The organism is Arthrobacter sp. NPDC056727 (assembly GCF_042790555.1).
In the GTDB taxonomy this organism is placed as follows: Bacteria; Actinomycetota; Actinomycetes; order Actinomycetales; family Micrococcaceae; genus Arthrobacter.
In genome coordinates, this window is sequence record NZ_JBHTZA010000016.1 from 105,271 (window position 1) to 118,545 (window position 13,275).

Consider the following 13,275-nt stretch of genomic DNA (forward strand, 5'->3'; position numbering starts at 1 on the left):
CCGGTCTCGAGTAGTGGATGGTTGTCAGGGGACGGAGTAGCCGCCGTCGACGGGCAGGGCGATGCCGGTGACGAAGCTGGCCTTGTCGGAGAGCAGCCAGAGAACGGCGTCGGCGATCTCGTCGGGCCGTGCAATGCGTCCCAGTGGGTGTGCGGCGCTGATCGACTCGCGGGTGGCCGGATCCAGCGCCGCAATGAGTTGGGTATCCACCAGCCCGGGAGCGACCGCGTTGATGCGGATACCGTGGGGTGCGACCTCGACGGCGGAGCTCTTGGTCATCGCGATTTCGGCGGCTTTGGTGGCGGTGTAGCCGGAGAACCCGGGGACGCCGAGCAGCCCGGCCCCGGAGGACATGTTGACGATCGAGCCCGATCCTTGCGTGACCATCGCCCGGAGCTCGTACTTCATCGACAGGAACACGCCCCGGACGTTGAGTGCGATCATGTGGTCGAGCATCTCGGTGGAGTAGTCCGTTGTGAGCTGGTATTCCCCGTCGTACCCGGCGTTGTTCAGGGCGAGGTCGAGGTGACCGTTCTCGGTCGCGGCCGCGACGGCCATCTCGACCTGCGCCTCGTCTGTCATGTCGGCGATGGCGAACCGGGCCGAACCGCCGTCGGCTTCGATCAGGCGAACGGTTTCCTTCAGGGTTTCCTCGGTGCGGCCGGTGACGGTCACCAGTGCTCCTTCGGCCGCCAGTGCCAGGGCGCTGGCGCGCCCGATCCCGCTGCCGCCTCCGGTGATGAGCGCCGACTTGCCCGCAAACTGCTTGGTCATGTGAGTTCTTTCCTTTCTCTGTAGGGGGTGTCAGAACTTCGCAGCGGTCGGGTTGACGACGATCTCGCTGACGTCGATGTCGGCCGGCTGGGCGATGGCGTAGCCGATAGCTCCGGCGATGGCGGAGGGGTCGATGCCGATCGTTTCCGCGGTCACCCGTGCGCCCTGCCGGGTGTCGGGGTCGCCGCCGATGGTAGTGAGTTCGGTAAGTGTGAAGCCGGGGCTGATGATGGTGACGCGGATGTCGCTGGTCTCCTGGCGCAGGCCTTCGGACAGGGCGCGGACGCCGTACTTGGTCGCGCTGTAGACGGCGCCGGTCGGGTAGACCCGGTGGCCGGCCGTGGAGGCGACGTTGATGATCTGACCGGACTTCTGCTCGTTCATCGTGGGGAGGACAGCGGCGATGCCGTGCAGCACGCCGCGCAGGTTGACGTCGATCATCTGGTTCCAGTCCTCGACGCGCAGGTCCTCGACGAGGGAGAGCGGCATGACGCCGGCGTTGTTGACCAGTACGTCGATCCGCCCGTGCCGCTCGAGAGCGCCGGCGGCGAAGGCCTTGACGCTGTCGGGGTCGGTGACGTCGAGTTCGGCGTACTCGGCCTGGTAGCCGGCTTCGGTCAATTCCTTGACGAGCAGTTCGAGGCGTTCGACGCGCCGGGCGCCGAGTACGACGAGGTGGCCGGCGGCGGCGAGATGGCGGGCGGTTGCTTCACCGATGCCGCTGGAGGCGCCGGTCACGAGTACGATCTTGGGGTTCTGCATCTGGGTGTCCTTACGGTGTTGGGGTTGCCAGGGATTCCTGACACCATCCAGATAATCAAGCGCGCGGAAGCCGAAGAAGGGGTGCGCTTTTCCCGGGGTACGGGCTACAGGGGGTCTGGCAGACCCCCTGTAGCCGGGTGGCCGCGCTAGCCTGATAGTTATGAACCAGTCCGTTCCCGAGACTGATCTTCGGGAGTTTCTGCGGACCCGGCGGGCCCGGATTACGCCGCAGGAAGCGGGTCTGCCCGCGTTCCCGGGGGTCCGGCGGGTTCCTGGTCTGCGGCGCGAGGAAGTCGCCCAGTTGGCCGGCGTCAGTTTCGACTATTACGTACGACTGGAGCGCGGCCGCAGCGCGTCGGTCTCGGACGCGGTCCTTGAGGCGGTGGCCAGGGTCCTGAAACTGGATGAGGACGAACGCGAGCACCTGTTTGCGCTGGCCCGACCGGGCCGACCGGCGGCGCGGACGGACATGCCTGAGCAGGCGCGACCTGGTCTGTTGCGTGTGCTCGATAACATCGCCAACATCCCGGCCCTGCTACTGAGTCACCGTTTGGACGTCCTTGCCACGAACCACCTGGCCCGGGCGCTGTATCTCGACTTCGACGTGCTGCCGGTCGAGGCGCGGAACATGGCCCACTACCTGTTCCTCAATCCCGCCGCACGCGATCTCTACGCCGATTGGTCCGAGACCGGCCGGGAGATCGTGGGCATGCTGCACTTCCAGGCGAGCCGCCATCCACATGACCCTCAGTTATCCCGGCTGGTCGGAGAGCTGTCCTCCGGCGACCGTGACTTCCGTCGCTGGTGGGCCGACCAGGACGTCTTCAAGCCCCGTCACGGCTCGAAGCACTACCGCCATCCCGTGGTCGGCGACCTGATCCTCGGCTACGAGTCCTTCACGCCCATCGGCGATCCCGACCAGACACTCGGCCTCTACACCGTCGAATCCGGGTCACCGTCCGAGCACGCACTGGGCAAGCTGGCCCTGAGCGCAGAACGAACCTGAAATGACCGAGGCGGAGACCGCGGCGAAAGCGGTCCCCGGCTCGGCCGGTCGTGCTCAGGCGCCTGGGGTGACGACGTGCTCGCCCTCGATCATGTCGTGGTTGGCCGCCGTGTTGGCCGGAAACCATGCCGTTGATCAGTCCGGTCTCTTCCTTGGTCTTGTCGCCGCGGGTCTTCAGTAAACTCGCGACGGTCGCTATGACGATGGCGGCGGCGATGACGATGAAGAGCAGCGAGAGCCAGATGGGAATCTCCGGCACCCAGAGGAGTGGTTCCCCGCCGTTGATAAAGGGGAGCTCGTTGAAGTGCAGGGCGTGGAATAGGAGCTCCGGTTACATGGCCCCCTTGTGGGACTGGGCGCGGGCCTCGATCGCCTTCACGGTGTTGTGGAATGCCTTCACGAGAACGCTCTTGCCGATGCTTCCGACAATGACTTCCAGGAGCCGTCCGCGCAGGTTTTTGCCTTCGCGGACTGCGATGTAGTCCACGGTGGTCGTGCCGTTCTGGTTCACCGTGAGGTTGTACGTGTGTCCGGAGTTTCGGCCCCAAGCGTTCGAATCCGTGGTGGTCAGTACGACGTGGGTCGGGTTCGACCAGTCGTAGTGCAGCCGCTCCCACACTCCGTTGGAGCCCTCGGTGACGTCGGCCTGGGTTTTCCCGCGGTCGTGAACCTGCAGGTACCTGTCGGCGCTGTTGCCGAACAGCTCTGCACGGCCCGGCCCGAAATCGGTCAGGGCGGCGATGAACTGTTCGGGAGTTGCACTCATGTTCTCGCGCAGCTTGATGGTGGTCATTTTTTCTTCGTCCTTCCCGGTGCGGTTCCGGATCCGTTGAGGGCATTTATGTGGTGACGGGGTTTGCGCTGTGCGCATTGAACTTGCCCGCGTCGGATCGCCTCCTCTTAGTCCGCGGTCGATGGTCCCGCGCCGACTGGCCTGCGCGCGGCCGCGATCTCACCGCGGAGTGCCTTCAGCGCGGAGACGTAGATTTCCGAGAATGTCGGGAACGGCTGGATCGTGTCGTTGAGGACATCGAGCGGTACATGGGCCCGTATGGCCAGCGTCGCCTATTGCAGCCACTCTCCGGCCTCCGGGCCCAGTGCGTAGGCGCCGGTCAGCCGCCCGCCGTCGCTGAGGAGGGTCAGGAAGCCGTTCTTCTCGGCGTAGGCGCGCGTGTAGGTCGCAGTCTTAGACACCTCCGAGACCGAGATCGTGGCGCTGAAGCGGCCTTCGACGGCGCCGACCGCCGCGGCCTGCGGGTCGGTGTAGGTGACCCGCGGAACGGCCTCATAGTTCGCTTTCCGCGCCTCGCCGAGGATGTTGGCCGCGACGACATCGCCCTGGTATTTGCCGACGTGGGTCAGCGGCCAGATGCCGGCCACGTCACCGATCGCCCATAACCCTTCCCTGACGCGAAGCTGCGCATCGACGGGGACCCCGTGGCCATCCGGCTCGATGCCGACGGTTTCCAGGCCGATGCCATGGACCCGGGGGCGCCGCCCGGTGGCGACGAGCAGCCGGTCACCGCGCAGTTCACGACCGTCGTCGAACTCCAGCACGTAGTCTTCGCCGTCACGCCGCGCACTGGTCGCGGTCGCGGACAGCACGAGCTCGAGGCCCTCGCTGCGCAGGACGTCGCCGAGGGCTTCGCCCAGCGGTGCCGGTTCCCGGCCGAGGACGTGCGCGGAGTGGTCGGCCAGTGCCAGGTCGCCGCCGAGCCGGCGAACGGCCTGGGCCATTTCGACGCCGACGGGGCCGCCGCCGAGGATGAGCAGCCGGCGGGGTACGGACTTCATCGAGGTCGCTTCCCTGCTGGTCCAGACGCCGTCGAGTTCGCGCAGGCCCGGGACCGGCGGCATCACAGGGTCGGCGCCGTTGGCGAGGACGATATGCCTGGCGGTGTGCCGGACGCCGTCGACCTCGACGACGCCGGGACCGGCGAGGCGGCCGGAGCCGCGCAGCAGGTCGATGCCGTGATCGGCCAGCCAGCGTTCCTGTCCGGCGTCGGAGTAGTCCGACACCATGTAGTCGCGCCAAGCGAACGTCGCCTCAACGTCGATCTCGGCGGTGGCGGCCGCTTCACGTGCTGCATGGACCGCGTCGCCGGGCCGGAGCAGCGTCTTGGACGGGATGCAGGCCCAGTAAGAGCACTCACCGCCGACGAGTTCGCGCTCGACCACGGCGACGCGCAGGCCGCCCTCGGCGAGGGCCCCGGCGCAGTGTTCGCCGGGTGAGCCGGCACCGATCACGATCACGTCGTAGTCGCTGTTCATGTCGGCAGCTCCTCCCCGGCATACTCGCGCACCATGTAGCGTACCAGTCGGGCCAGTTCGGATCTTCCTGGCCCGTGAGCTCCTCGTGCCTGCCGTGTGCTGCCGCGGCCCGCCTCAGGGCTTCGGCAAGGTCGCCGACGGATTCGTAAGTTGTGGCCATCGGCCTCTCCTCTCAGAGTTGAGTGGTTCAGCGGCCCGGGAGCCGGGTCTTGATCTCCTGCAGGACCCAGCCGTTGCCGTCCGGGTCGCTGAATGAGGCGAACGAACCGTAATCCCGCCGCCCGGGAGCCGGGCCGTCGAGGCGTCCCTCGTCCCGGCGTGGTGAAAGACGCCCGTGGCGTCATGGAACGGTTCGCTGACGTCGACCCCGCGGGCGATCAGGTCGGCGCGTGCTGCGTCGAGGTCGTACACGGCCAGATGCAGTCCCTGCAGCGAGCCCGGCTGCGCGTTGGTGACCCCCTTGCCGAGAATGATCGAGCAGCCCGATCCCGGGGGAGTGAACTGCATGAGCCGGTAGCCGTCATCGACTGCCGCTTCGGCGTCTGGCCGCCAGCCCAGGCCGGCGTAGAAGCGCTTCGCACGGTCAACGTCCGAGACAGGCACGACGATCACTTCGAGCCTGAACTGTCCGGGGATCACCGGCGGGCTGCCGGCTACGCTTTGGCTGCTTTGGTCTACGGTGCTCATTCCGGCCTCCCTCCATCGGGCGCGCCATGAACGGACGGCATCCGGGCCCTCACTGACGACCTGTGCCGGCGGCGGGTCGCAGGCCGTACACCGGGGGGCTTGCGCTGCTGGGTCGCCTTGCGCTTTCCTTGCCGCCTCCCGGCCGGTCTTCGGCCGGGGCGCTGCCCTCGGGACCCCACATTGGCCTCGTGTGGGATGAAAGTCAAGGGCGAAAATCTGCCTCCCCGGGTCCGGCGGAGGACCACCTGGGCCGGCCGATGTGGGGAAAGCGGCCGGGCCGGAGTGCTCCTCGACCGTGCCCACGGACGGGGGTTTAGCCTGAGAGCGGACAGACAGCCGGTGCAGTGCCGGATTGTCGTCCCGCAGGGGCTGTGCCGTCACCGCGGGCGTGACCCGGAAGCGAGGCCTTGTGATGGATGTCCCTGGAGGGTCCGGCCCCGGGGCGGGTGGCACGGACTCAGGGTTCAGGACTGGTAAAGCTTGGACTGGCGCAGGTACTGCCTCCAACCCTCCTGCATGTGGGCTTGAGTCCCAGGGCCTTTCCAGACGAACGTCAAAGGGTACAGCTCTTGGGAGTCAGGTTGGGGTGTAGTTCAGTCGGGCACAGCCCCGTCCCTAAGACAAGGACCCTAGGGTCATGAGTAGGTTGCAGTTGTTGAGAGCGGGCCTCGCTGCTGTCGGCCGCCCGAGTCGGGGGCTGCCGACAGCAGTGGTCTTCCCCTTAGTTGGAGGGGAAGTTGTAGGAGGCGCCGGAGGCGTGGGTGGGTTCGGGCCATCGGGAGGTGATGACTTTGCCGCGGGTATAGAAGGAGACGCCTTCGGGGCCGTAGATGTGCTTGTCGCCGAAGAGGGATGCTTTCCAACCGCCGAAGGAGTGGTAGGCCACGGGGACGGGCAGGGGCACGTTGATGCCGATCATGCCGACGTCCACGGAGCGCTGGAATTTCCGTGCTGCGGCGCCGGAGGAGGTGAAGATCGCGGTGCCGTTGCCGTAGGGGTTGGCATTGATCAGTTTGATGCCCTCGTCCAGGTCTTCCACGCGGACGACGACGAGGACGGGTCCGAAGATTTCCTCGGTGTAGGCGGTCATTTCGGTTTGACGTGGTCGAGGACGGTGGGGCCGACCCAGAAGCCGTCTTCGTGGCCGGGGATGACGAGGTCGCGGCCGTCAACGACCATGGCGGCGCCGGCCTGTTCGGCTTCGGTGACAGTTTTGAGGATGACGCTCGCTCGCCCCTGATGACCCACTTGCCGGCCTGGCGATCGGGGACCTGCCTGATACAGGATCTCCAGCCAAGGGCTGGGAGAAAATCACGCTCAAAGCCTCCGCACTGAATCATCACGACCTGTTCTCCCTCAAAGGCGTACTCGGCAAAGAGGATCTGCCGATGGTGCTGGGCTGCGACGGCGCCGGAATAGATCCGGCCGGCAACGAGGTGATTATCTATCCCGTCGTTGCAAGCCCTCGATGGCGTGGCGACGAAACGCTGGACCCTGAACGCACAGTCCTCTCGGAGCGGTATCCCGGAACCATGGCAGACCACGTCTGGGTGCCCGCAGGAAGCACAGTCCCCAAACCAGCGGAACTGAGCTGGGAAGAGGCCGCCTGCCTGCCCACCTCTTGGCTGACTGCCTACAAAATGCTGTTCTCCGTCTCCCCAGCGGCGCCCGGATCCACCATCCTGATCCAAGGAGCCGGCGGAGGGGTCTCTACAGCGTTGACAACGATGGCAGCAGCTAGCGGGTTCCGGGTGTGGGTTACCAGCCGCAGCCAGGAAAAACGGCTCCACGCATTGACCCTCGGGGCGGAACAGGCCTTTGAAAGCGGTGCGAGGCTCCCAAACAAGGTGGACGCCGTCTTTGATTCCGTGGGGCAGGCAACATGGGCGCATAGCCTCAAGGTGCTGCGACCCGGCGGGGCCGTTATCACCTGTGGGGCAACCTCGGGCAGCGTTGCAGCAACCGACTTGAATCGGCTCTTTTTCACCCAACTGAAGATCCTTGGCTCCACCATGGGCACTAGGGACGAACTCGAAAGACTCACCCGGTTCCTTGCTGGAACCGGGATACGCCCAACCATCGACACCGTACTGCCCCTTTGTGAAGCCACTAAAGGTTTCACCAAAATGCTTGAAGGCAACCTGATCGGAAAGATCGTCTTCACACATTGATCTGGACGAAGCAGCGCGAGCTGCGTCGGGGAGGAGACAATTCGCAGGCACTCACCCGCCCATCTTTGAACGCCGATAATGGGGATTCCGTCATGTTGGAGGCCGCCGTGCTTTGTGGCACTCCGGTGCTCGATAGGACGGGTTCGGTCATGCATCTTCTGTGGTGTCCGCCCATGAGATCTTCGAAGGAGGCCGCAACGCAATGATCATTGAATCCTGGTGCCGGCTTGCAGAAATGTGTGGGCAAGGTCGTGCGTGGGGCCTGGGTATCTCCGGACATCAGGCGCGGCGACCGCGCGCGTCCGTCACCGTTACTCCTCGTCCTCAAAACGCCGCGGGGATGGGCGTCCAAAATGGCAAAAAAGAGGGTGTGCACAATGTGCACACCCTGGGCTTCGGATTCGGTTGTACCCGGCATCGGACTGGGCCGGATTGGGGAGGTTTTCTGGGGAGTGCCGGGTTTTCAAGGGGTGGCGCCCGGTTCGAGTCCCACCTCGGGCACAGTGTTTTCCCTGTTCAGAGGCTTTTTTAGCCTCTGAGTGTGCACATTTTGTTCACTTGTGCGCCCCTTCGGGGGTCTTTTTCATTGGTGGCCGGCGGTATGGCCGGTTGCCTCCTTCCTCACTGCTTGTGCTTGAGTGTTTGCTCTTTGGTACCTGTTCATGGGCAGCTTGGCGTCGGCCAACATGATGTGGGTACGTTCGGCGGAAAATTTCTTTTCTGCTCGACGTTGGTTGTTCATCCCGCTCCTCCTCCGTTTCGGTTGTGGTGGACTGTTCTGCTTATTAACGGTCGGCCTTGGGTTGGAACTGCATGACCTTCTGGAGTTGGCGGCAGCCGGTCTCTTGCTGTGTCTCTGGCTGTTTCTTCCTTCACGACTGTTCATGGCAGGGCTTCCGGCTGGCTGCATGACTATCAGGGCTCTTGTCACGAGCTCTCCAGGGGCTTGCCGGGAAGCCATCATCGGCCGCCAAGTGAACGGGGTCAGGAGGAACAAGAGGTGCCTGCTCTTAGAGAGCGGGGATGCCAGGCCATGCTGCCGGCATGAACGGAGAGCGGGCCGGTAAAGCCCAGAACCCATGACCCTAACTGCGGTGGATCCCATGGCCACCCGTTCGGCTGTCTTTCCGGGTGGGGAGTTCGGGGTGGAGCCCGTTGTGTAGACGCGGACTTGGCGGACTGGTCAGCCGTGCCGGGGTCGTCCATCGTAGGCGGGGGCATGTCCGGCCGTGCCAGTTCGGGTGGAGCGGCCGGTCGTTCGGAGGTGCTCGACCGCTTCCAGCACTCCCCGTTGTCCTTCTATGAGAACCCGGAGGGCTTCAGGAGAAGCTGGGCGAGGACCTGCTCGGCAAGCTTCGGAGGAACAAGATGGTCTGGGCCGACGTGCAGGAGCGCAGGATCGATCTGCGGGACATCCTGCAGATCGGTATCTCGCGGTTCCTCGACGCCGAGGCCGAGGGGACCCTGTGTGGGCTGCTGGCCAGCCTGAAGTCGGGTGAAGACCAGCTTGTCGGGGCCGAGGAAGTCAGTAGTTGGATCGAGCATTTCAGGATCGGCCCGGCGACCGCGAACGAGGTTAAGACAGGCGTTTACCGGCTCGCTGTAAGACACGGCGGCGACTTCGCCGCGCAGATCCCACCGGATGCCCACATCATGAGACTTGCCAACGGCCTTTCCTATGCCGCCGCTGGCGAGAAGCGTGGTCTCGACGTCGAGCGTCGTCTGATCCTATTCCGGGAGCAGCTCGTGGCCGGGGCACCACGGGCGGCAGGGATGTCAGCCTTGCTGAACGAGCACGACCTGATCAGGCTCGTTGACGCCGGGATCACCCGTGCGCAGTCAGCCGAGGGGTACTTGAGGGGGATGAGCGCAGCCCAGATGATCGCAGCGCACGCATGTGAGCAGCCTGGCCAAAAACTTCGCCGAACGGATGACGCACGTCCGAGCCTATGGTTCCTCAGGGGAGCTAGGATCGCTGCACCAGCATCACGTCGCTGGAAGTGGCGAAGACATTTGTGGGCAGCATGGTTGGGGGCGTGCAGGTTCTGCGGCAGCCCAGACGACGATCACCACTGCCTGCGATCGTCAGTGGCGCTAATTGGACTGGAGCGAAGAGGATAGCGGGGCAGGCCCGCAGGAGTCGACGAGGTTCGGGACGCCTCCGAAGGAGGCCAAGGTCCAGGCCGTCTCCACGAACTCGCGCGCCAGCTCGTCATTGACGTCAGTGCGCCATGCGATCGACAGCGGAGAGGGCGGGACGTCTCTGACCGGGATGAAAGACAGCCCCGGACGGTCATAAAAACGCTGGGTGGAGGCTTGAGTGAACGCAATTCCCCGTTCACCCATGATGGCTTCGAAACACTCGTCAACGGTGGCTACCTGGGTGCCTAGACGGACCGGTTGCCCGCCGCGGGCCTGGGTTGCGAGCCAGAAGTCCCTCCACTTATCCGGAGCCTTGCGGGCGACGAAGGACTCATCAGCGACCTGTTCCACCGAGACCTCGGACAGACCGGCAAAGCGAGAACTGCTGGCAACTACGAGGACCCGCGGCTCAATGAACAGGGTCTCCATGGCGAGCCAGTCAGCCGCGGGCAGGGGCGGCCGCACAAATGCCACGTCCGCGCTTCCGTCCGCAAGACCCGCAGTGGGGTCGGCGAAGTCGAAGGACCTCATCTGCACGTGAATTTCCGGGTGGTTGTTCTTGAACGCGGCGAGGATTCGCGGGGTCAGTTCAGCAGCCGCGTTGGCCTGGAAGCCGACTATCAGGGTGCCCCGCACGCCGCTCGCGACCTCACGCGTCAACGAAACGGCGCGCTCCGCGGCGGACAAAAGGCGCTTAGCTTCACCCAGCAGGACATCTCCCGCGCTGGTCAGGGAGACACTGCGGCTGGTGCGGATCAGCAGGGGAGTGCCCAGCGAGTGTTCAAGCTTCCGTATCTGGACGCTGAGGGACGGCTGCGCGATATGCAGCCGGGCAGCGGCTCGACCGAAGTGCAGTTCTTCGGCAACGGCGACGAAGTACTGCAGGACGCGCAGGTCTAGCTGTGGCTGCTGCATCGTTCAACTGTAAGGTCCGCCCAATCCGGCGTCCAATAGTTTCGGGCTATCGGTGGATAGGGCACAGGTATTGGACCGTTCGGGGCCGCGGGGGCTGCAATGGAAACAGCGAAAGGTTGCCAACGGAGACAGCCACCGAGGCACTCCAGGAACCCCGCTTTCGAGGCTCGGACAGAGAAGCCCGACCCTCCGCGAGACCAATGAGAGGAACAACGAAATGACGGTCGCAACACGTGCCCCTTCTGTAGAATCCTGGGTTCAGAGCTTCACCGAGGCCAACAACCAGGACCCGGAAATCCAGGCCCACGGAAAGCACTTCACCTGCTCCTACCTGCTGGACATGGAGGCGCACACCTTTGTTGTCCGGGTGGTGTCCGGCACCATCGCTCAGATTTCCGTGGACCCGGGACCCATCGAGGTGCCGTACCAGTTCGCCATCCGGGCCAGCGCCCACACCTGGGGTGAATTCGGCAAGCCCGTCCCGGCTCCCATGTACCACGGCATCTGGGCCGCCACTTTCCAGCGCGACATGAAGCTGGAGGGCGATGTCCTGGTCCTGATGCAGAACCTGCGCTGCCTCACCCGCCAGATCGAACTGCTGCGCTCCACCGGCGCACCCGTCTAGACCATAGGAGTTCCTGACATGAGCAAAATTTCCCCCGTCACCGGCCACTACGTCACCGTCGACGTGGACGGCCTCGAATACAAAGTTTTCTACCTCGAAAACGGCCAGGGCCAGCCCCTGGTCTGCCAGCACACCGCCGGAGCCCACAACCACCAGTGGCGCGGCCTGCTGGAGGATCCGGAGATCACCGCCAACTACCGCGTCATCGCCTACGACCTCCCCCGCCACGGCAAATCAGACCCGCCTGAAAACACCCAGTGGTGGACCGAGGAGTACCAGCTCAGCGCGGACCACTTCGCCAACTTCATCGTCGCCCTCGCCGATGCGCTGGAACTGGTTGACCCCATCTTTATGGGATCTTCCTTCGGAGGCAACGTGGCGCTGCAGCTCGCCCACCGCTTCCCGGAGAGGTTCGACGCCGTCATCCCCGTGGAGGGGGCGGACCACTCGCCGGGGTTTTACCTCGACTGGTGGCACCACCCCCATGCAAATGCCGCGCAGGTGTGCGGCAGCGGCACGTGGGATCTCATGGCCCCGCAATCGCCGGAGGCGGACCGCTGGAAGACCTGGTTCTACTACACACAGGGTTCCGAGGCGTTCAAGGGTGATCTGTACTTCTACTCCGTGGACCACGATCTGCGCGGCAAACTGGGCGAAATCCAGACCGATAAATGCGCGGTGGTCCTGATGACCGGCGAGTACGACTACCTCACCACGCCTGAAGACGGAGCCCGCACGGCAAGCCAGATTCCGGGTGCCGAATTCATCGAGATGAAGGCCATCGGGCACTTCCCGATGAGTGAGAACTACCCGGTTTTCAAGGGATACCTCGTTCAGGCTCTGGACCTGATCCGCGCCAAGACCGGCGTCCGAGTCTAGCCGTTCCCACCCAAGGCGTCGGTGCCGACCCAGAAGGGCCGGCACCGACCCTCCCACCTGAATGGTGATAGACGCACAGAAAATTCAACGTCTTCGTGCCCCTGCCTCTGGCAGCCAGACCGCACCAGACTGCTGAAGGTCGGGCTGCAGGCCGATACGACTTGCTTCAAAACCCATGGAGATCGAATGATGTCAATAAATGCCAAGCTTGAAGCCGCGCTGCTGGCCTCCGTGCCGACGGGCCTGCTCATCAATGGCGAGTGGCGTCCCGCAGCGTCGGGCAAGACGTTCGACGTCGAGGATCCCGCCACCGGGAAGGTGCTGCTGAGCATCGCCGACGCCGGTCCAGAGGACGGGAAGGCCGCCTTGGACGCGGCCGCCGCTGCCCAGGAGTCCTGGGCCAAGGTCCCGCCGCGGGAACGCGGCGAGATCCTGGGCCGCGCCTTCGACCTGGTCACCGAGCGCGCCGAGGACTTTGCCCTGCTGATGACTTTGGAAATGGGCAAGCCGCTGGCCGAGGCCCGCGGCGAGGTCACCTACGGTGCCGAGTTCCTGCGCTGGTTCTCCGAGGAGGCAGTCCGCGCGTTCGGCCGCTACTCCGTCGCCCCGGACGGCAAGTCCCGCCTGCTCGTGACCAAGAAGCCGGTGGGCCCGTGCCTGCTGATCACGCCGTGGAACTTCCCGCTGGCCATGGCCACGCGGAAGATCGCCCCGGCCGTCGCGGCCGGCTGCACCATGGTGCTGAAGTCCGCCAACCTGACCCCCCTGACCTCGCAGCTGTTCGCGGCAGTCATGCAGGAGGCCGGCCTGCCCGCCGGTGTCCTGAACGTGATCCCGACCTCCACGGCGGGTGCCACCACAGGTCCGCTGATCAAGGACTCCCGGCTGCGGAAGCTCTCCTTCACCGGCTCCACCGAGGTGGGCCGGCGCCTGCTCTCCGACGCCTCCGAAACGGTACTGCGCACCTCGATGGAGCTCGGCGGCAACGCACCGTTCGTGGTGTTCGAGGACGCCGACGTCGATGCCGCCGTCGCCGGAGCCAT

At 64.9% G+C, this 13,275-nt stretch carries 13 protein-coding genes and 2 pseudogenes; 5 read left to right on the forward strand and 10 right to left on the reverse strand.

The features are described 5' to 3' along the window. Nucleotides 1-24: 24 nt before the first annotated feature. Both ACFRAH_RS16525 and ACFRAH_RS16530 read right to left on the reverse strand, forming a co-directional pair. Complete coding sequence (locus ACFRAH_RS16525; protein ID WP_377991987.1) at nt 25-774, reverse strand: SDR family NAD(P)-dependent oxidoreductase; 750 nt, start codon at nt 772-774, stop codon at nt 25-27. Nucleotides 775-804: 30 nt separating this feature from the next. After that, nucleotides 805-1,536, reverse strand: a complete 732-nt coding sequence (locus ACFRAH_RS16530; RefSeq protein WP_377991988.1) for an SDR family oxidoreductase — start codon at nt 1,534-1,536, stop codon at nt 805-807. A 160-nt stretch (nt 1,537-1,696) separates the two neighbouring features. On the opposite strand from ACFRAH_RS16530, the gene ACFRAH_RS16535 reads away from it, so the two are divergent. Beyond that, a complete protein-coding gene (locus ACFRAH_RS16535) occupies nt 1,697-2,542 on the forward strand; it encodes a helix-turn-helix transcriptional regulator (protein WP_377991989.1) in 846 nt (281 codons plus the stop codon). A gap of 127 nt (nt 2,543-2,669) precedes the next feature. Here the strand turns inward: ACFRAH_RS16535 and ACFRAH_RS16540 are convergent. The 5 genes and pseudogenes from ACFRAH_RS16540 to ACFRAH_RS16560 form a co-directional block, all read right to left on the reverse strand. Beyond that, a pseudogene (locus ACFRAH_RS16540) lies at nt 2,670-2,870 on the reverse strand (TerC family protein); the annotation flags it as partial. A gap of 3 nt (nt 2,871-2,873) precedes the next feature. Further along, the gene (locus ACFRAH_RS16545; RefSeq protein WP_377991990.1) at nt 2,874-3,335 is read right to left on the reverse strand and encodes a hypothetical protein; all 462 of its coding nucleotides are present in this window, start codon (nt 3,333-3,335) and stop codon (nt 2,874-2,876) included. Nucleotides 3,336-3,607: 272 nt separating this feature from the next. Beyond that, the gene (locus ACFRAH_RS16550) at nt 3,608-4,813 is read right to left on the reverse strand and encodes a dihydrolipoyl dehydrogenase family protein (protein ID WP_377991991.1); all 1,206 of its coding nucleotides are present in this window, start codon (nt 4,811-4,813) and stop codon (nt 3,608-3,610) included. A gap of 114 nt (nt 4,814-4,927) precedes the next feature. Beyond that, nucleotides 4,928-5,500 carry a VOC family protein gene (locus ACFRAH_RS16555; RefSeq protein WP_377991992.1) on the reverse strand — a complete coding sequence of 191 codons (573 nt, stop codon included), beginning with the start codon at nt 5,498-5,500 and terminating at the stop codon, nt 4,928-4,930. A gap of 721 nt (nt 5,501-6,221) precedes the next feature. Next, nucleotides 6,222-6,721, reverse strand: a pseudogene (locus ACFRAH_RS16560) (aldehyde dehydrogenase family protein); the annotation flags it as partial. 167 nt (nt 6,722-6,888) lie between these two features. Here ACFRAH_RS16560 and ACFRAH_RS16565 point away from each other — a divergent pair. Further along, on the forward strand, nt 6,889-7,671 hold the full coding sequence (locus ACFRAH_RS16565) for a zinc-binding dehydrogenase (protein ID WP_377991993.1): 783 nt from the start codon (nt 6,889-6,891) through the stop codon (nt 7,669-7,671). Nucleotides 7,672-8,254: 583 nt separating this feature from the next. Here the strand turns inward: ACFRAH_RS16565 and ACFRAH_RS16570 are convergent. The 3 genes from ACFRAH_RS16570 to ACFRAH_RS16580 form a co-directional block, all read right to left on the reverse strand. Then, entirely contained in the window at nt 8,255-8,413 is a 159-nt protein-coding gene (locus ACFRAH_RS16570) for a hypothetical protein (protein ID WP_377991994.1), read from the reverse strand. A 557-nt stretch (nt 8,414-8,970) separates the two neighbouring features. Then, nucleotides 8,971-9,321 (reverse strand): hypothetical protein, encoded by a 351-nt coding sequence (locus tag ACFRAH_RS16575; RefSeq protein WP_377991995.1) that lies wholly within the window; start codon nt 9,319-9,321, stop codon nt 8,971-8,973. Nucleotides 9,322-9,765: 444 nt separating this feature from the next. Next, nucleotides 9,766-10,728, reverse strand: a complete 963-nt coding sequence (locus ACFRAH_RS16580; protein WP_377991996.1) for a LysR substrate-binding domain-containing protein — start codon at nt 10,726-10,728, stop codon at nt 9,766-9,768. Nucleotides 10,729-10,945: 217 nt separating this feature from the next. Between ACFRAH_RS16580 and ACFRAH_RS16585 the strand changes: the two genes are divergently transcribed. The 3 genes from ACFRAH_RS16585 to ACFRAH_RS16595 all read left to right on the forward strand — a co-directional run. Beyond that, a complete protein-coding gene (locus ACFRAH_RS16585; protein ID WP_377991997.1) occupies nt 10,946-11,353 on the forward strand; it encodes a hypothetical protein in 408 nt (135 codons plus the stop codon). Nucleotides 11,354-11,371: 18 nt separating this feature from the next. Further along, entirely contained in the window at nt 11,372-12,232 is an 861-nt protein-coding gene (locus ACFRAH_RS16590) for an alpha/beta fold hydrolase (protein WP_377991998.1), read from the forward strand. A gap of 189 nt (nt 12,233-12,421) precedes the next feature. Then, the coding region (locus ACFRAH_RS16595; RefSeq protein WP_377991999.1) for an aldehyde dehydrogenase family protein at nt 12,422-13,275 on the forward strand (854 nt) is incomplete at its 3' end.

Bases quoted from the DNA above. Each gene is read 5' to 3' on its own strand.
- ACFRAH_RS16580 (WP_377991996.1), bottom strand. From the start codon at position 10,728: ATGCAGCAGCCACAGCTAGACCTGCGCGTCCTGCAGTACTTCGTCGCC.
- ACFRAH_RS16535 (WP_377991989.1), top strand. From the start codon at position 1,697: ATGAACCAGTCCGTTCCCGAGACTGATCTTCGGGAGTTTCTGCGGACC.
- ACFRAH_RS16585 (WP_377991997.1), top strand. From the start codon at position 10,946: ATGACGGTCGCAACACGTGCCCCTTCTGTAGAATCCTGGGTTCAGAGC.
- ACFRAH_RS16550 (WP_377991991.1), bottom strand. From the start codon at position 4,813: ATGAACAGCGACTACGACGTGATCGTGATCGGTGCCGGCTCACCCGGC.
- ACFRAH_RS16570 (WP_377991994.1), bottom strand. From the start codon at position 8,413: ATGAACAACCAACGTCGAGCAGAAAAGAAATTTTCCGCCGAACGTACC.
- ACFRAH_RS16545 (WP_377991990.1), bottom strand. From the start codon at position 3,335: ATGACCACCATCAAGCTGCGCGAGAACATGAGTGCAACTCCCGAACAG.
- ACFRAH_RS16525 (WP_377991987.1), bottom strand. From the start codon at position 774: ATGACCAAGCAGTTTGCGGGCAAGTCGGCGCTCATCACCGGAGGCGGC.
- ACFRAH_RS16590 (WP_377991998.1), top strand. From the start codon at position 11,372: ATGAGCAAAATTTCCCCCGTCACCGGCCACTACGTCACCGTCGACGTG.
- ACFRAH_RS16565 (WP_377991993.1), top strand. From the start codon at position 6,889: ATGGTGCTGGGCTGCGACGGCGCCGGAATAGATCCGGCCGGCAACGAG.
- ACFRAH_RS16530 (WP_377991988.1), bottom strand. From the start codon at position 1,536: ATGCAGAACCCCAAGATCGTACTCGTGACCGGCGCCTCCAGCGGCATC.
- ACFRAH_RS16555 (WP_377991992.1), bottom strand. From the start codon at position 5,500: ATGAGCACCGTAGACCAAAGCAGCCAAAGCGTAGCCGGCAGCCCGCCG.